This is a genomic window from Methanothrix harundinacea 6Ac (genome assembly GCF_000235565.1).
Classification (GTDB): Archaea; Halobacteriota; Methanosarcinia; order Methanotrichales; family Methanotrichaceae; genus Methanocrinis; species Methanocrinis harundinaceus.
Genome location: NC_017527.1, coordinates 2,518,820 through 2,536,003, shown reverse-complemented (window position 1 = coordinate 2,536,003; position 17,184 = coordinate 2,518,820). Strand labels below are relative to the sequence as shown.

The following is a 17,184-nucleotide window of genomic DNA, read 5'->3' as shown; positions in this document are numbered from 1 at the left end:
ATTATATCTGCTTTACAACCTTTACAATATCATCATGATTGCAACAAAGCGCCTAGCTGTAACCGAGCCCGTATGGGCTGAGCTCTCAGATCTCAAGAGGCCGGGAGAGACCTTCAGCCAGCTCCTCGCAGAAATGATAGAACGCGAGAAGAAGGCTCGTCTTGTCGTGCATCTGAAGAGTATCGCCGATGAAGGTGATTTCGTGGAGCTGCCCCCTTGAGCCGCAAGGTGGTGATCGATAGAAAGGCTCTGAAATATCTATCGGAGCTTCCGGAGAAGAGCCAGCGACTCATTAAGGAGAAGTGCCACGCCCTTTCAGAGGACCCATACCCTGGCCAGGGAGCTGATAAGGAGCTGCTGCATCTGGATTACAAGCTCTATCGGTTACATATCGGCAGATCGTTCACAGTTTTTTATCAAATTTGCGAGAAGGACAAGCTGGTCAAGATCCTGGAGATAACGACCATCGACAAGGCGCACAAGCTCTACAAGCGTTTCGAGGAGTGAGCCCGCGTAGATGGGAAAGGGATTCCTACGTCATTCTTTTTCTGCCAGGAACCGCCATCGTCTTTTTGGCGCGGGTTCCCGAATACCAGATCTGCATCCACCATAGCGATCCAGCGCCAGGAGGTGGACAAGGCGCCCGAATCTCGCCACCGCCCAGCAGGGGCCCAGCCGAGCGGGGCAGCGTCCCGCCTCCGGCGCCGCCCGCCCTCCCGCGCATGAGGGCCGCCGGGCCGGGGAGGGATCGACCCAGCCTTCCAGGCCCCAGTTGAGCCTCGCCATCGAGGCTCCCGCTGACGAGGATTTATATCTCAGGCGACCCAGTTAGGCCTTGATATGTTCTGCGAGTACATCCAGGCAGCAATGTCAAAGGCGGTCTATGAGGTCATCGATGACGAGCAGCCCTATTACGGCGAAGTGCCGGAGCTGAAAGGCGTCTGGGCGACCGGCAAAACCTCCGAAGAGTGCCGCAAAAACCTTAAGATGGCCATAGAGGACTGGATAGCTCTGAGCCTGCGGTTCGATCTGCCGATACCGCCGATCGAAGGCCACGAGATAGAAGCTCCCGAGGCGCCAGTCGAGGCTTAGGTTCATGTCCCGGCTCTCACCAGTCTCCTGGAACGAGCTGGTCAGACGTCTACAAACTCGTGGGCTCCGCCCTTCCACCCGCGCCCTGGGGCCGCCGGGAATCGGTACAATCCCATCGCTTAGGCATCCCGAAGCAGCTTTCCTCAATTTACTTTCCATGCCGTCGCCTCGATCCCCAGCAGGTTAATAAGCAGACGCGGATATAATAACAGGCGATAATCGGGACTGATACCATGCGGCAGGTCATAATATACCCAGGCGAGGACGGCTTCTGGGTGGCGGAATGCCCCAGCCTCCCCGGCTGCATCAGCCAGGGGAGGAGCAAGGAGGAGGCGATCGAGAAGATCAAGGAAGCGATCGAGGTATACACCGCCGCTCTCGCGGAAGACGGCATCCCAGTTCCAGAAGATCGGCTCGACGCCATCCTGGTGGCGGTATGATCTAAGCTTTAGGCGCCGCCCGCCCTACCGCACCCAAGACCGCCGCTGATCACCACCTGGCCGAGGGGCTCTAACTCTCCATACCCCTTCTCCAAAGCGCAAAAATGGACCCGCTATCGGCTTTCGCACCCCGTCGTTCGCTCTCCCTGCCACAAATTATATCAGCTTTACAACCTTTACAATATCATCATGATTGCAACAAAGCGGGTGGCCGTCACCGAGTCCGTATGGGCTGAGCTATCCGATCTCAAGAGGCCGGGAGAGACCTTCAGCCAGCTCCTCGAAGAGATGATAGAGCGCGAGAAGAAGGCCCGTCTGATAGCGCATCTGAAGACGATCGCCGATGAGGGCGACTTTGTGGAGCTCCCCCCTTGAGCCGCCAGGTGATGATCGATCGGAAAGCTCTGAAATACCTATCGGAGCTTCCGGAGAAGAGCCAGCGGCTCATCAAGGAGAAGTGCCACGCCCTCTCGGAGGACCCCTACCCGGGCCTGGGAGCCGATAAGGAGCTTCTGCATCTGGATTTTAAGCTCTATCGATTGCATATCGGCAGATCTTTCACCGTCTTTTATCAAATTTGCGAGAAGGACGGGCTGGTCAAGATCCTGGAGATAACGACCATCGACAAGGCGCACAAGCTCTACAAGCGGCTTGAGGAGTGAGCCGCCCTCTTGCACCGAATATCCCGCCTTCGACGAGGGATCATCTCTCGATCTTCTGGTCTCCCTTCCGGGCCCTGAGGATCACCGCCCCCTCCTTCTCCTCCGCCCCGGCCGGGAGCCCCGCATCCTCGAAGATCCGAAGCCAGTCGGCCCCGGAGTGGTTCGGACCGTGGTGATGGCCGAGGGGCTCCACCGCCAGATATCGGCCCCCCCTCGCCAGGACCCGCCGGATCTCGAAGAGCCCCTTCGGGATATCCTCGAGGTGGTGGAGCATGAAGAAGGAGTAGACCGTCTCAAAGGAGCCGCCTTCGAAGGGAAGGTCGTAGACGCTGGCGGTCCTGAACTCGGCGTTCTTTATCCCGAGGGCCTCGGCGTTCATCCTCGCCTGGGCCGTCAGGGGGTCGAAGAGGTCGATCCCGAAGACCTCCGAAGCCGGGCTCTGGCTTGCGACGTCGAGGGTCAGCCTCCCAAAGCCGCATCCTACATCCAGGATCCTCTCCCCCTTCAGCTCGGGGAGGACCTCCGGCCAGACCCGTCTCCGCGCCGAGATGGGGCGGGGATCGGTGAAGGTCGCACCCATCGAGGCGGCGGCGTCGATGGAGGTGTAAGGCAGGACTAGGTAGACCTTCGACCCGTTTTGGGCCATCAGCCCCCTGACGTAGATCGCGCCCTCCCCAGCCCCAATCCGCTCGACTATGGAGACGCCCAGGCGGCCGGAGAACCTCCTGGACCACTCCTCTCCGTATTCCTTAAGCAACCCGTCCAGGGGGTCGTGGGCGACGATGTAATGAGAGAATTCGGGGCTGAAATACGCCGATGGATCCTCCCCTTCTTTGAGCTGGATCTCGCTGATGCTGTCCTTGAAGAGGGCGAGGTGCTGCAGGTCGCCGGCTTCGACGAAATTTCGGACCGTCCCGATCTCTCCGAACATGATCTCCCTTATGGAAATTCCCGGATAAATAGCAGTCCATCGAGGGGCAAACCCCCTATAGGGCAGAATCCGGAGCTTGGGGGCGCCATCGACTCACCATATCCGGAGACGGGGCCGGAACCCCTCGGATCTTCAGGTAAGGCCGCCCTCACAAGAACTCCACCGGCATCGCCGCCCAGGTGAACCCCGCCCCGCTGCTCGCGAGAACCGCCAGGCTCCCCGGCCCGAGCCTCCCGGATTCGATCGCCCGCGAGAGGTTGAAGAGGGCGTCGACGGTCCCCATGTGGCCATGATCCCTTATCGAGGTGATGGTATGATCCAGGCCGAGGTCCAGCCCCCGGAGGATCTCCTCCAGGAGGCTCCTCTTCACCTGGTTTGTCAGGAGGAGGTCGACGTCCTGGAGGGAGCGGCCGCTCTTCTCCAGGGATCTATTGATCACCCGGAGGTAGTTATCGAGGTAGGTCTGGGAGAGGATCTGGTCGAGGCCGGCGGGGTCGTCTATCCGGATGTAGCCGAGGCCGCCATCAGGGATCCCCAGCGGCCGCGGCCGCCGCGTCCCTCCGAAGGGGACCTTGATCGAGTCGACGGCGGAGCCCTCCGTCCGGGCGGCGTAAGAGAGGAGCCGATTGGTCTCCTCCCCCTTCTTCAGGATGGCGGCGGCCGCTCCGTCCCCGACCATGAAGAGGGAGAGGGCGTTTCTGTCCTCGTAGTCTACGGATATGGAGAGCTTCTCGCTGCAGACGACCAGGGCGCACCTCTTATCCGGATCGTCGAGGAGGAGGCTTTTACAGATGCTGATCCCGAGGTTTCCGCCGTTGCAGCCGTTCTTCACCTCAAAGGCGTAGCAGCCGTCGGCGCCGAGGGCGGCCTGGACCTTGGCGGCGGGAGACCAGATCCGGTAGTCGTAAAACCCGGCGCTGCAGTAGACGAGGACGTCGATCTCTCTCGGATCGATCCCCGCCCTCTCTACCGCCACCTCTGCGGCCCGGATGCCCATCTCGGAGGGATGCTCGTCCTCAGCGGCGACGTGCTTTCTCTCCATCCCGATCTTCTCGAGGAAGACCTCCACCGGAATGCCGGAACGCCTTGCGATCTCTTCGCTGGTGATGATCCCCGGCGGCACGTAACAGCCGATGGACGTGATCCCCACCGTCTCCTTATCTCCCATCTTCGACTCCGTCATATCCGCCTCACTGATCTCTCCCTCCCCGCGTCGCATCTCCCAGACCTCCGGGCGGGGGACCCGGCCCTTTGAGATTCATTTCGGATCCGTCGAAGCCGCTCCCGGATCAAATGTATGTCGCTCATCCCCCGATCCTGGGGACTGCCGGAGGTCACCGGCCGCCCCGACCCCACCCGGAGGAGGGCTCAGGCGCCCCCTCCCGCCAGACGCTCTCGAATCCCCTGCCAGTGGGTCCCCCTCCAGTAGATCTTCCCGCATACCTCGCACCTCCAGAGAGAGTCAGCATCCTCAGGGCCGGGGGAGCCGTAGGCCCCCGATGCCTCCACCTTTCGGAGGATGCCGTTACAGAGGGTGCACCTCTCAGGATTCATCTCCAGGGTGACCCCCGCGGCCAGAAGCTCCCGGAGCTGCTCATCGAGGTCCGACGACCTTATGAGGATGCAGCTGGCCCCGGCCTTCCCACACCTCCTGGCGAGGAGCCTGTCCCTGGTGAGGAGGGTCCTCCCCTCCTTCAGGGCGACCTCTAGGAGGCCGGAGTCGTCGGACCCCTCCGGGGGGTTTGAGACGTCGTGGCCGGCCATCCTCAGCCAGCGGGCGAGCCGGAGTAGCATCAGGTCTGCAAGATATCGGTCTTTCACCATCCTCCGGTTGGGACGGCCGCAACTATTTATCTGTCGATAGCCCTTTTTCGGCCACTATGAAGAAGGCGATGAGCAACGTGGACGTGGCGGCGGTCGTGGAGGAGCTGCAGGAGAAGCTGGTGGGCGGCTTTGTGGGCAAGTCCTACCAGCTCTCCCCCGATAGGGTGGTGATCTCCTTTCAGTCCCCCGCCTCCGGGAAGCTCGACCTCCTCCTGGAGGCGGGGAGGCGGATCCACCTCACCGAGAAGCCCCGGGAGGCCCCCAAGATGCCGCCCCAGTTTCCGACGATGCTCCGAAGCCGCCTCTCCGGCGGCCGGGTGGCGGCCGTCCGCCAGCACGGCTTCGACCGGGTGGCGGAGATCGAGATCGAGCGGGGGGACGACCGGTACACCCTCATCGCCGAGATCTTTCCCAAGGGGAACGTCCTCCTCCTGGACTCCGGCGGCCGGATCGTCCTGCCGCTGCGGCCCCTGGCCTTCAGGGACCGAAAGCTCCTCGCCGGCGAGACCTACCAGTACCGGGAGGACCAGGTCGACCCCCGGACCGTCTCCCGAAACGACCTCGCCTTCATCCTCGCCTCCTCCGACTCGGAGCTGGTGAGGACCCTCGTCCGGGGGCTGAACATGGGGGGGACCTATGCCGAGGAGATCTGCCTCCGGGCCGGGATCAACAAGACGGTGCCGGCTTTCGCCCTCGCCGGCGAGGAGATCGACCGGCTCCACTGGGCCCTGGGGGAGGTCTTCGGCCTCGCCGAGGCGTACCCCCATCTGGTGGCCGAAGGGGAGAGGATCGTCGACGTCGTCCCCGCCCCCCTCGCCGTCTACGACGGCCTCGAAAGGCGGGAGTTCGGGTCCTTCAGCGAGGCCCTCGACGAGTTCTTCTCCTCCAAGGAGGCGGAAGCAGAGGAGGCTAAGCCGAAGACGGCCCTGGAGCGGAGACGTGAGATGCAGGAGCGGTCGATCCAGGAGTTCCGGGAGCGGGAGCGGGAGCTGGCCCGTCTCGGCGAGAAGGTCTACGAGAGGTACGGCGAGGTGGAGGCGGTCCTCGCCGCGATATCGAAGGGTTTCGAGAGGGGGTTCACCTACTCCGAGATCCTGGCGAAGATAAAGACCTCCGGCCTCCCCATAGCGGAGAAGATCCTCGCCCTCGACTACCAGGGGGAGCTTCGCCTCCGCCTCGACGACCCCGGCGACGGGGACGGTGGCGAAGGCAAAGGCGGAACCGTCGGCGATACCGGAGGGAAGGGCGAGGCGAGAGGAGCCGTTCTGGAGCTGAACTCAAACCTCACCGTCCCCCAGAACGCCCAGAGGTACTACGACCTGGCCAAGGAGCAGGCGAAGAAGCGAGAGGGGGCGGAGAAGGCCCTGGAGGAGACGATCCGGCTGATAGCGCGGAAGGCGGGGCCGGAGAAGGCGAAGACGAGGGCGGTCTATCGGCGGAGGAAGCCGAAGTGGTACGAGAGGTTCCGCTGGTTCACCTCCTCGGACGGCTTTCTCGTCATCGGCGGTAGGGACGCCACCTCCAACGAGGAGATCTACGCCAAATACCTGGAGAAGCGGGACCTCGCCCTCCATACCGATGCGCCCGGTGCCCCCTTAACGGTCATCAAGACCCTGGGGGAGGCCGTCCCCGAATCGACCCTGGAGGAGGCGGCCTCGTTTGCCGTCAGCTACTCCAGCCTCTGGAAGGCGGGTCTTTTCGAGGGAGACTGCTACCTGGTGGCGGCCGATCAGGTGACCAAGACCCCCGAGCCGGGCGAGTTTCTTAAGAAGGGGGCCTTCGTCGTCCGGGGCGAGCGGCGCTACTATCGAGACGTCCCCCTCGGCCTTGCCCTCGGGATCGCGGGCGACCAGCTGATCGGCGGCCCCGTCTCCGCGGTGAAGCCGAGGGCCGATCCCGTCGTCGAGGTGGAGCCCGGCGAGCTCAGCGCTGAGGACCTGGCGAAGAGGATCTACCGGTCCTTCGCCGAGAGGGAGGACGACAGGAGGTGGCTCAAGGCCATCGCCTCCGTCGACCAGATCGTGAGCTTTCTGCCGCCCGGAGGGTCGAGGGTGAAGGGGTGATCGATCGATGAAGGGGAGGAGGAGATTATCCTCCAATATCCCCAGTCAGGAAGTCTTGTTACTGGATATATCCGCTTTTTTTTCTATTTTACTTGATGAAACTGGTCTGATGGGAAATAATATCCGCATATGAAGCTAGATAATTTATTAATCCATGATTATCCGGCTAGAATTAGATAATAAGCCTATTTAAGAAAATTAAACACATATAATCTTATATATTCGATATCATCGTCGATCAAAAGATTTATCTCGGTAGAATTACAGCATATACCCACGATAGACTCTCAATCCAGATTCAAAGTGTTATTGGATTGGCCAGAGGCGATATATGCTTCATTTCAGGAAACGACAATATTCGCCTCAGAATAGAGGTGGAAAAAGATATATAAATTCATATAGGCGGGGGGATGGGGACAAATCCACGATAATATGATAATACTATCATCCCACCCCATATGAAGGCATACAGGCTGAAAAGAAAGCAGCTTTGGAGTCGAAAGGAAGATTACGGCGTTGAAGCGGCATGACCTGATATTGACCCTGGGATCGGTGATGGGGGTCTTCGCCCTCCTTCCCCAGGTTTGGAGCGGCTATGTAAACAGGACCGGGGCGATCGAGCCCGCCACCGCCTTGATGAACGTCGGGATCATGGTGGCGGTGGGGATCACCTACTACGACCTGGGCCTCCGGCGGTCGGCGGCGGCGATTGGAGCCCTCGGCGCCCTCTGGGCTGTCCTCCTCTACCAGAACGCGATTTATTGAAGCGGGTAGGTCGGGAGGCTCCCCCACTCCCTATATTAAAAATTTTAATATATTAGATATCATTCTTTTTGATATCATCCTTATTTTCATCGGATACCCAGCGGCACCTGTTGCCAGGTGAGTTGCCGCAATTCTATATAGTCTGCTATAATGAGAGTTGTCGCGGGATTTCGATGATGGAAATCGGCGATCAGGCAAGCTTTGGAACCATGATGGAAGCGTCCATTCCGATGGTCAGTCGCATCACCCGAGCCAAATTAGAGGACCACCATAGTCGCGATCCTGTTCGAGTTCTTCAACCCCTGATAGATCTTGGGAGGCGTCCTCAGGACTTTTGCCATCATTTTAACGGGATTCGCTCAATTCAAGGATTTGTTTTATATAGAAGTTCAAACAATCAGTAGTTCTTAAATTGGTATCGTAATTGAGGCAAATCATGGCTGGACAATTCGGTGGCACACCCATATACATTCTCAGAGAAGGCAGTCGACGGACTGCTGGTAGAGACGCACAGAGATCGAATATCATGGCGGCCAAGGCGGTTTCTGGCGCTGTAAGGACCACTCTAGGTCCCAAGGGCATGGACAAAATGCTGGTGGACACCCTTGGAGACGTTGTTATCACCAACGACGGCGTCACCATCCTCAAAGAGATGGACATTGAGCATCCTGCAGCCAAGATGATGGTGGAGATCGCCAAAACCCAGGATCAGGAAGTGGGGGACGGCACCACCACCGCCGTTGTGCTGGCAGGAGAGCTGCTCAAGCAAGCGGAGGGTTTGCTGGAGGAGGAGATTCATCCAACGGTGATCGCGGCAGGCTACAGAGCGGCGGCCGAAAAGTCCATGGAAATTCTCAAGGGTCTAGCTGTAATCGCCTCTGCAGAAGATGAGGATCTTCTGAGGAAGATAGCCGTCACGGCCATGACCGGTAAGGGCTCTCAATCGGCCCGGGATGAGTTAGCAGTTATGGCCGTCGAAGCGGTCAGGTCGGTTGTAGACGAAGACGGGACCGTCGATACCGACAATATCACCGTGGAGAAGAAGGTCGGCGGCGGCATTACAGACTCGGTGCTCGTGAGGGGGGTGGTCATCGATAAAGAGAGGCTCCAGCCGAGCATGCCGAAGTCGGTCACCGACGCCAGGATTGCCCTCATCAACGCAGCCGTGGAGATCGAGAAGACAGAGATCGATGCCAAGATTCAGATAACTTCTCCAAACCAGCTCCAGGCGTTCCTGGACCAGGAAGAGACGACGCTCAAGGGCATGGTCGATAATATCGTCGCCTCTGGAGCCAACGTCCTCTTCGTCCAGAAGGGGATAGATGATCTCGCCCAGCATTTCCTGGCCAGGGCCGGGATCTACACCGTCCGCCGCGTCAAGAAGAGCGACATGGAGAAGCTCGCACGCGCTACAGGCGGAAAGGTCATCACCAGCATCCACGATATCGACAAAGACGACCTCGGGAGGGCGGGCCTGGTTGAGGAGAGGAAGGTCAGCGACGAGAAGATGACCTTCGTTGAAGGTTGCGAGAACCCCAAGTCCGTATCCATCATCTTGCGCGGTGGAACTGAGCACGTCGTCGATGAGCTGGACCGGGCGATGGAGGACGCGCTGCGGGTTGTGGGCGTCGCTTTGGAGGATAAATTGCTGGTTCCCGGGGGCGGTGCTCCCGAGGTGGATCTGGCTCTCCGGCTTCGGGCGTTCGCATCCACCGTAGGAGGGCGCGAGCAGCTGGCGATCGAGTCCTTCGCCGATGCGATGGAGATCATTCCCAAGACCCTGGCCGAGAACGCAGGTTTGGACCAGATCGATTCTCTCATGGCGCTCCGCAGCGCCCACGAGACGGGGATGAAGAACTCAGGCCTGAATATGGAGACCGGCGAGCCCGTCGACATGCTGAAACAGGGCGTCCTTGAGCCGATCAGAGTCAAGACCCAGGCGATCAACTCAGCGACTGAGGCCGCTGTCATGATCCTCCGGATCGATGACGTCATCGCATCCAAGTCTGGGCCAGGAGGGATGGGGGAAATGCCCGGTGGCATGGGCGGTATGGGTGGAGAGGACTTCGAATAAGTCCCACCCCCCATCCATCTTCCGCAACAAAGAAGGAAAGCAGGGAAATGGATAGAAGCGATCTGTTGGAGTTCTTAAAGGAGAGCTGGCCGGAGAAGTTCGCACCCGAAGAAGAGATATTCAGCCATATACACGCTGGCGATAAGATCTTCATAGGCACGGGCTGCGGCGAACCCCAGCACCTGGTTCAGGCGCTGGTGGACTTTGTGAGCCGGAGCCCCAAAGCCTTTTTCGGCATCGAGCTCATTCACGTCTGGACCCTGGGAACCGCCCCCTACATAGACGAAAAGTTCCGTGATAACTTCCGGATCGACTCGTTCTTCATCAGCGAAGGGACGCGAAACGCGATCAACCGGGGAGCTGCAGACTACACGCCGGTATCTCTTTCTGCCGTTCCTGGCCTGATCCGAAGGGAGATTATACCGATAGACGTAGCGTTAATACAGACGTCTCCTCCCGATAAGCACGGCTATATGAGCCTGGGTATAAGCGTGGATATCGTAAAGGCCGCGACCCAGAAGGCGTCATTGATCGTCGCCCAGATCAACTCTCATATGCCCCGGACTCAGGGCGACGGATTCATAAATATAAAAGATGTGCATTTCATCATTCATCGGGATGAACCGTTGCTGGAGTACGAGGTAGAAGATCCGGGGGAGATCATCAAATTGATTGGAAAGTATGTCGCCCGGATAGTTGAAGATGGTTCCACATTACAGGTCGGATACGGCATCATACCCAACGCCGTCGTCTCATACCTGGATGAGAAGAAGCATCTTGGTGTGCACACCGAGCTCTTGAGCGACGGGATCATCGATCTGATGAAGAAGGGCGTCGTTGATAACACTTTGAAGTCCATCGACACCGGCAAGACTGTGGCCTCCTATTGCATGGGCAAGAAGGAGAGCTACGAGTTTCTGGATGAGAATCCTGCCATCGAGTTCAAGACGATCGATTATGTGAACAGCCCGTTGATCATCGCGAAGAACAAGTTGATGACCGCCATCAACAGCGCCATAGAGATAGATCTGACCGGCCAGGTCACCGCTGAATCCCTCGCCGGGACCTTCTACTTCGGCGTCGGGGGGCAGGCGGATTTCATGAGGGGCGCCGCCCTTGCGCCGGGAGGCAAGAGCATCCTGGCCCTCCCATCGACGGCCGTCAACGACACCATCTCCAGGATAGTGCCGTCTCTCCGGGAGGGGACGGGCGTGACGCTTACGCGCGGGGATGTCCACTATGTAGTGACCGAGTACGGGATAGCATATCTTCACGGCAAGAATATCAGGGAACGGGCCATGGATCTGATCGCCATCGCCCATCCCAAGTTCAGATCGTGGCTCGTCGAAGAGGCGAAGAAGCGCCTCCTCATCTACAAAGATCAGGCCTTCGTGCCCGGGGTGAATGGGGTATACCCAGCGGCTCTGGAGACGTTCAGGACGACGAGGACCGGGCTCAAGGTCCTCCTCCGGCCCGTCAAGATGGGGGATGAGCCTTTGATGAAAGATTTTTTCTATGATCTTTCCAATGACAGCATGTACCGCAGGTTCATGTCCGTCAGGATGGACATGCCTCATGAGCGGCTGCAGGAGTTCGGGATAGTCGATTATGCCAACCGCATGATGATCCTGGCGGTGGTCGAGGGTGATAGCAGAGAGACCATCGCCGCGATCGGACAGTATGAGATAAATGATAAGATGCATAACGGCGAGGTCGCCCTTGTGGTGAAGGACGAGTACCAGAATATGGGCGTAGGCCACGACCTCCTCACTTATCTCACCCGTCTGGCCCGGGGGCGGGGGCTACTGGGATTTACCGCCGAGGTCCTGGTCGAGAACGAGCCGATGCTGAACCTCTTTAAAAAGATGGGGTTCGATACCGAGAAGAGGAGCGAAGACGGGGTCTATGAGATGCGGATGAAGTTCAGAGATCTTGAGGGTTAGCCTCCTCTTCTCATCGTCTCCTCATCTCATCTTCTCCTCATCCGCGACAAGATCGGCTCGGGACAGAGGCCGAGGATCGAGGATTGAGGATCACCGGTCTTTCTGCTCAAGCCTGCCGACGCCTCGAAAATCGATCAGAGGATTGGAGTCGACGGGATCGGGAGATGAGGATGTCAGGATCTCTCCCCTGTAGACCTCTTTTCCCTTACGAAACTCTGCGAAGATCGGCTCGTTTATCGGGATCGGCCTTGACTTCGCCTGCACCTCCATCATGGCACGCAGGTCCGTCTGAGAGATGATCGCTCTGCCGTGCCAGCTCTCTTCTCCGCCGTCCGGTCTCTCCCGCTCTATCATCCAGTATTTCAGGGATACGGGAAGATCGTCCCATATCAGGCGACCCTCGCGGCCGATTATCTTCAAAATTGACATATTGAATCCGTCGGATCTGCATAATCATAAAGATGATCGTATTTTTTGAGATGGTGAAGGGATGATCTCTGGGATCGGCGAGGGGGCCGCAGCCCCCCTCCCCCAGGTCTGGAGCGGCTGAACAGAAACCAGGACAGAGACCAGGACCGGGGCCAATCGAGCTCCGCCGCGATCTCGGCCTGCGGCGGGCGGCGCCGTCCGATGGCTTCGGGGGCGCTCCCCCCACCCCGGCCCGCCGTACCCCGACGACCGCGCCCTGCTGCCTCCGCTTCCTCCATACCGCCGCCCTCAAGGCCGCAAATCCATCCTCTTCTTTTTCAGCCCAATCAGTCTCTTCAGTCCCTTCAGAGGGCCCTTCCTGCGGCCCTCGCCTTATCCAGGAGGTCTCTTCTCGCAAGGACCGCGTCCGGGGCGCCGCCTCCACCCATCCGGATGATCTCGACGACCTCAAAGCCCAGAAGCTTCAGGATCCCGGCGAAGTCGTCGGCGGCCTTCTCGAAGGCGGAGATGTCCGGATGCCCCTGGCTGGTGACGATGACCGCCTTCTTTCCCGGCGCAAGGCGAGAGCGGAAACCCGAGTCGATGAAGGAGTAAAACCGGTCCTGCATCAGCTTGAACTGCCCGGAAAATAGGTAGAAGTATATCGGCGAGCCGAAGACGACGGCGTCGGCCTCCCTTATATCCTCCAGAAGCCCCGAGATGTCGTCATCGATCCTGCACTCATCGGCGGTCTTGCAGTGGTTGCACCCCTGGCAGCCGGAGTAGTTCAGCTCGTTGAGGATGTACTTCTCGGTCTGGAAGCCCGCCTCCTCGGCCCCGTCCAGGACCTCCTGGACGAGGCGATCGACGTTGCCGCCCTTCCGGGGACTTCCTACGATTCCTATAGCTTTCGTGGCTTAATCCCTCCCATGATCTAATCGCGCTCAGAGTCGGTTCTGAAGTTTTTGACGGTATGATATTTAATAATAACTGTTGCTCAAAAATAGCGAATAATGCGTCGGCCGGCAAAATAGTGCGCCTCCGCGATCGCGGGGGGCAGGGATCGCTAGGGGTGGCCGAGGGAGGAGGCGCGGGGGGTGCGGGCGGGTGTGAAGGGGCGGATCGGTGAAGGCGGCGAAGGGCGGAGGGGTTGTCACGTTGGCGAAGGAAGAGGACCAGTGAGGCGGATCTATCGAAATTTCTCCTAGGGGGAGGACGACCTGAGGCTAATCGAGGCAGTAACCTTCGTCGATCCGATCAGCAGATTTCTGCTGATGAGGGGATGCAACGGTCAAGGAGTGATCTCTAGATCAAGGGAAGGAAAATTTTTCTGAATTTCTTATTTGGCTTTTGGCGGCAAAGGATCGACAATTTTATAGCGGACCTAATCATATACTACGGTGCTCAAGAGAAGTACAAATGAGGACTTTAAGATAATGACATATAAAATCCCTGCCGGAATCAAATTACGAAGAAAATTATCCGCCGGGAAAAAAATCGACCGAATCTCGTGGTCCCCGCATGGAACACAACTTGCAGCAGAATTAGATATCGGAAAAATTAAGATTTGGGACGTGGATAACGAGGTAGCTGACTCTGCAAAGGATGCTCTTCCTGATCAGATCCATGAATGGACTCCTTGGAACACCGAATGTAAAGTGGATGAAGCGCTATTCTTATTGGATTCGCCTTTCATTAGTTGTGAAGTTAATTCAAATTCAGATTTTTCTGGCATCCTAGGTCGGGTGTCAGTTAAAGCAATCAACGAATACGAATTTAATTATAAGTATATTCCAGATCTAAAAAGATTTTATAATTTTGTTAGACATCATGGAAAATCGATGATAATTAATTATGCTTATTCCTCAAATAGTAGTATATTCGCATCCAATCTGTTTGATTCTAATACCATAGACCTATTCGAAACTCAAATAAAAACAAATCTAATCAAACGCCACAATTTAAGCCCTATCTATGAGCGCGAAGCTGAGGAAGTATACATTGGCAAATATTTTCGTACATTAGAAGGACACACAGATGCTATCGTCAGCATATCTTTTTCTTTTGATAGCAAGTTTCTTGCTTCGATGTCTCTCGATAACACGATAAGGCTGTGGAGCTGCGATAAATGGGAAACTGTTGCAATTATTAGGGAGTTGTCTTCGGGTAAGTTCCGATCACTTATCGCATTTAACCCGAAATTTCCCATGTTAGCAGCCGTTGTAGATGGTGGCAAAGTAATAAATATATGGGATTTGGATTTTGACGAACTTAGCAGAATACCTTCTGCTATTAAAACGATACATTATTCAAGTGCAAAGATCGTATTTGTAGGTGAAAGCAACGCTGGAAAATCGTGCTTATCGTTGCGGTTATCAGAAGATCGTTATGAAGAGTTAGAAACAACTCATGGAACTCGATTTTGGACTTTACTGCCAGAACAATTAGATCCAGTTGCCGTAACGCCGCCTGGAAAGAAGAGAGATGTAGTTATCTGGGATATGGGCGGACAAAATGAATACCGACTTGTTCACCAAATATTTCTACATGATGTTACATTAGCGCTAATCTTATTCGATCCAACAAGAGGACAAAATGCATTTAAAGAAGTCGAAGAATGGAATAAGAGACTTGATAAGCAATTAAGTGGTAATAAAGCCACCAAGATCCTTGTTGGTACCAAACTAGATGACGAGAGCACAATCATTGATGAAGTCGAATTGGAGAGACTAATTAAGAGTTGCGATTTTGAAGGATATTATCCAATAAGCTCGAGAACTGGACGAGGGATATCTGAGCTACGAGCAGCAATATCTAAGAATATAAACTGGGACGCGTCGTCAGAAAGCAGTCGTCCTGAATTCTTCCAAATCATCCGTGATGAGGTAGAGAATTTGAAAGGTCGGGGCAAGGCTGTAATTTCATTTCCGGATCTCTCAAAAAGCATCCGCAAAAAATACCCGCTTAAATTCGAAATCGAAGCGCTAGATACTGTTTTAAGACATTTGTCGCTGCAAGGAGTTGTTTCTGATACTGAAACTGCTATTGGAGAACGAATGATTATTCTCCATATCGGGGAAATAGAGCGTTATGCCGGATCTTTGATCATTGCAGCTAGGAATAATCCGCGCGGAGTGCCAGCTATAGAAGAGCAGATTTTAGTATCACCAAGAATGTCGTTCCCCGGCATCAAAGAGGAGGATAGATTACCTAGGCTTGAAGAGCGCGTTATTTTAGAGTGCGTAGTACAGCTCCTTATTGAGCATGGAATTTGTTTACAACATGAAGGTCTTCTCATATTTCCCACATTATTTAAACCAACAGTAACTGACAGGGTGGGGTCTGTTTCCCACTCCATATCTCTTTATTATGATTTCTCTGGAGCGATCGATAATATCTACTCGTCTTTAGTTGCATGGTTGGCTATTAGCGAACGTTTTGGACGCTCTCGTTTTTGGGAAGATCGTGCAGAATTTGAAATTGCTGGAAAGGGCGCTTGTGGTTTGCGCAAAATCGATCGCGGTAGCGGCTTTGCTCATTTGGATGTATATTTCGAAGATCGAACCCCACAAGAGATGCGAGACCTTTTTATAAGTTTTGTTGAAAGTCATCTAAGGCAATACGGCATAGAAATTCAAGAACGGATTGAGATTACTTGTAAATGCAGTTATCACTTTTCAGAAGAATCTATAAGAAGGCGAATTTCAAATGGTAATACAGATATCGGTTGCCCTGAGTGTGATGTTCGCACTACCATTAGTGAAGGCGCGATCAAAGCGAGAGAAATTGATCCCGACTTAGAGAGAAAGACATGGGCGTTGAAAACTGAAATTCGAGAAAAGAAGGATAAAATTATCGAAGAAGTCAAAGTAACTTTCAAAAAAACGGATGCGTCCCAAACCTCTCTTGAATCGTTGTGGCTTTTGCATCTAAGCGATTTACATTTTGACTTCAAGACAGATCCAATGTCTCAATTTCAACCGATAGCCACCGATCTGAATAACTTGAAAGAATCTCTTGGATTTGAAAAATTGGATTATCTGGTCGTGTCAGGTGACTTAACAAATCATGGAAAGCCAGAAGAATTTGAAAATGCTAGACAATTCATCTCTAGTCTTATTATGCGCTTCGGTCTAACAGCTGAGCGTTGCATAATAGTTCCTGGAAACCACGATCTTGACTGGGATGAAGATGTATATAATTGGATCAATAGGCGTTTAATTGATACAGAAAAATTGGCAAATGGCCGATGGATTCGACAAGGAGATGGCTACCTCATAAGGAACGAAGAAAGATACCCATCCCGTTTCAGAAGCTTCTCTGAAAACTTCTATCATCCACTAGTTCAGAAGGAGTATCCACTGGAATTCAAAGATCAGTGTATTTCTATCCCCTTTTTTGACGACGGTATTCAATTCATTGCGTTGAATTCATGCTGGGAAATAGATGAGTACTTCCCTAAGAGATCTAGCATTAATCAAGGTACTCTAGCTCGCGGTCTGGAGAATGCCGACAGAATGATAAGATCCTTTTCAAGCAATAAATCAGTCTTGAAAATCGCTGTATGGCATCATCCCGTTACAGGGAATGACAAAATCAAGGATGATGCATTTTTGGAGCAACTGCGTGAAAACGGAATTAGAGTTTGTCTTCATGGCCATGTCCACGAAGATGAAACCGAGATAATTAATTATCTTCATCCAAAAAGAGTCTACGTCTCTGGTACTGGCTCTTTTGGCGCTCCGGTATGTGAGCGACCCGAATCAACACCCCGTCTTTACAGTCTGTTAGAAATATCAAGGGATCACAGGGTGATCAGGATTCATACACGCTGCAGGCAACGGAAAGGCGGTGCCTGGGATGGTTGGGCTGTTTGGCCATCAGAATCCGCTAACGAGAAAAGAACGTATTATGAAATTAGGTTCTGAACCTCTTCAGTCTTTAACTGCCCAATAGATAGAAAATGGGCAGGATCTCTTAAG

General features: G+C 55.1%; 16 protein-coding genes. 11 read left to right on the top strand and 5 right to left on the bottom strand.

From position 1 onward, the window contains the following. The first annotated feature begins 34 nt into the window (after positions 1 to 34). From MHAR_RS12075 to MHAR_RS12050, 6 genes are all read left to right on the top strand, one after another. On the top strand, positions 35 to 220 hold the full coding sequence (locus tag MHAR_RS12075; protein ID WP_014587900.1) for a hypothetical protein: 186 nt from the start codon (positions 35 to 37) through the stop codon (positions 218 to 220). Beyond that, positions 217 to 507 carry a type II toxin-antitoxin system RelE family toxin gene (locus MHAR_RS12070; RefSeq protein ID WP_014587899.1) on the top strand — a complete coding sequence of 97 codons (291 nt, stop codon included), beginning with the start codon at positions 217 to 219 and terminating at the stop codon, positions 505 to 507. The genes MHAR_RS12075 and MHAR_RS12070 overlap by 4 nt, the downstream gene beginning before the upstream one ends. A gap of 333 nt (positions 508 to 840) precedes the next feature. Further along, positions 841 to 1,092 (top strand): type II toxin-antitoxin system HicB family antitoxin, encoded by a 252-nt coding sequence (locus tag MHAR_RS12065; protein ID WP_014587898.1) that lies wholly within the window; start codon positions 841 to 843, stop codon positions 1,090 to 1,092. Between the two features lie 233 nt (positions 1,093 to 1,325). Next, on the top strand, positions 1,326 to 1,532 hold the full coding sequence (locus MHAR_RS12060; protein WP_014587897.1) for a type II toxin-antitoxin system HicB family antitoxin: 207 nt from the start codon (positions 1,326 to 1,328) through the stop codon (positions 1,530 to 1,532). 189 nt (positions 1,533 to 1,721) lie between these two features. Then, positions 1,722 to 1,907 (top strand): antitoxin VapB family protein, encoded by a 186-nt coding sequence (locus MHAR_RS12055; RefSeq protein ID WP_014587896.1) that lies wholly within the window; start codon positions 1,722 to 1,724, stop codon positions 1,905 to 1,907. Beyond that, complete coding sequence (locus tag MHAR_RS12050; protein ID WP_014587895.1) at positions 1,904 to 2,194, top strand: type II toxin-antitoxin system RelE family toxin; 291 nt, start codon at positions 1,904 to 1,906, stop codon at positions 2,192 to 2,194. Before MHAR_RS12055 ends, MHAR_RS12050 begins: the two co-directional genes overlap by 4 nt. A 40-nt stretch (positions 2,195 to 2,234) precedes the next feature. On the opposite strand, the gene MHAR_RS12045 is transcribed toward MHAR_RS12050, so the two are convergent. The 3 genes from MHAR_RS12045 to MHAR_RS12035 all read right to left on the bottom strand — a co-directional run bounded on the left by MHAR_RS12045 (position 2,235) and on the right by MHAR_RS12035 (position 4,949). After that, positions 2,235 to 3,125 carry a class I SAM-dependent methyltransferase gene (locus MHAR_RS12045; protein ID WP_014587894.1) on the bottom strand — a complete coding sequence of 297 codons (891 nt, stop codon included), beginning with the start codon at positions 3,123 to 3,125 and terminating at the stop codon, positions 2,235 to 2,237. Between the two features lie 148 nt (positions 3,126 to 3,273). Then, entirely contained in the window at positions 3,274 to 4,344 is a 1,071-nt protein-coding gene (locus tag MHAR_RS12040; protein ID WP_014587893.1) for a 3-oxoacyl-ACP synthase, read from the bottom strand. A gap of 149 nt (positions 4,345 to 4,493) precedes the next feature. Next, positions 4,494 to 4,949 carry a Mut7-C RNAse domain-containing protein gene (locus tag MHAR_RS12035; RefSeq protein ID WP_048144699.1) on the bottom strand — a complete coding sequence of 152 codons (456 nt, stop codon included), beginning with the start codon at positions 4,947 to 4,949 and terminating at the stop codon, positions 4,494 to 4,496. A gap of 56 nt (positions 4,950 to 5,005) precedes the next feature. On the opposite strand from MHAR_RS12035, the gene rqcH reads away from it, so the two are divergent. The 4 genes from rqcH to MHAR_RS12015 all read left to right on the top strand — a co-directional run bounded on the left by rqcH (position 5,006) and on the right by MHAR_RS12015 (position 11,794). Beyond that, positions 5,006 to 7,012, top strand: coding sequence for a ribosome rescue protein RqcH (rqcH, locus tag MHAR_RS12030; RefSeq protein WP_014587891.1), 2,007 nt, complete (start codon positions 5,006 to 5,008; stop codon positions 7,010 to 7,012). 516 nt (positions 7,013 to 7,528) lie between these two features. Further along, positions 7,529 to 7,777, top strand: coding sequence for a hypothetical protein (locus MHAR_RS12025; RefSeq protein WP_014587890.1), 249 nt, complete (start codon positions 7,529 to 7,531; stop codon positions 7,775 to 7,777). 436 nt (positions 7,778 to 8,213) lie between these two features. Then, positions 8,214 to 9,851, top strand: a complete 1,638-nt coding sequence (gene thsA / locus MHAR_RS12020; protein WP_048144698.1) for a thermosome subunit alpha — start codon at positions 8,214 to 8,216, stop codon at positions 9,849 to 9,851. A gap of 47 nt (positions 9,852 to 9,898) precedes the next feature. Next, a complete protein-coding gene (locus tag MHAR_RS12015; RefSeq protein ID WP_014587888.1) occupies positions 9,899 to 11,794 on the top strand; it encodes a bifunctional acetyl-CoA hydrolase/transferase family protein/GNAT family N-acetyltransferase in 1,896 nt (631 codons plus the stop codon). A gap of 90 nt (positions 11,795 to 11,884) precedes the next feature. Here MHAR_RS12015 and MHAR_RS12010 read toward each other — a convergent pair whose 3' ends face one another. Both MHAR_RS12010 and MHAR_RS12005 read right to left on the bottom strand, forming a co-directional pair. Continuing rightward, a complete protein-coding gene (locus tag MHAR_RS12010) occupies positions 11,885 to 12,223 on the bottom strand; it encodes a hypothetical protein (RefSeq protein ID WP_143763420.1) in 339 nt (112 codons plus the stop codon). Between the two features lie 344 nt (positions 12,224 to 12,567). Next, on the bottom strand, positions 12,568 to 13,101 hold the full coding sequence (locus MHAR_RS12005) for a flavodoxin family protein (protein WP_228369662.1): 534 nt from the start codon (positions 13,099 to 13,101) through the stop codon (positions 12,568 to 12,570). A 501-nt stretch (positions 13,102 to 13,602) separates the two neighbouring features. On the opposite strand from MHAR_RS12005, the gene MHAR_RS13105 reads away from it, so the two are divergent. Next, on the top strand, positions 13,603 to 17,130 hold the full coding sequence (locus MHAR_RS13105) for a metallophosphoesterase (RefSeq protein ID WP_143763419.1): 3,528 nt from the start codon (positions 13,603 to 13,605) through the stop codon (positions 17,128 to 17,130). Positions 17,131 to 17,184 lie beyond the last annotated feature (54 nt).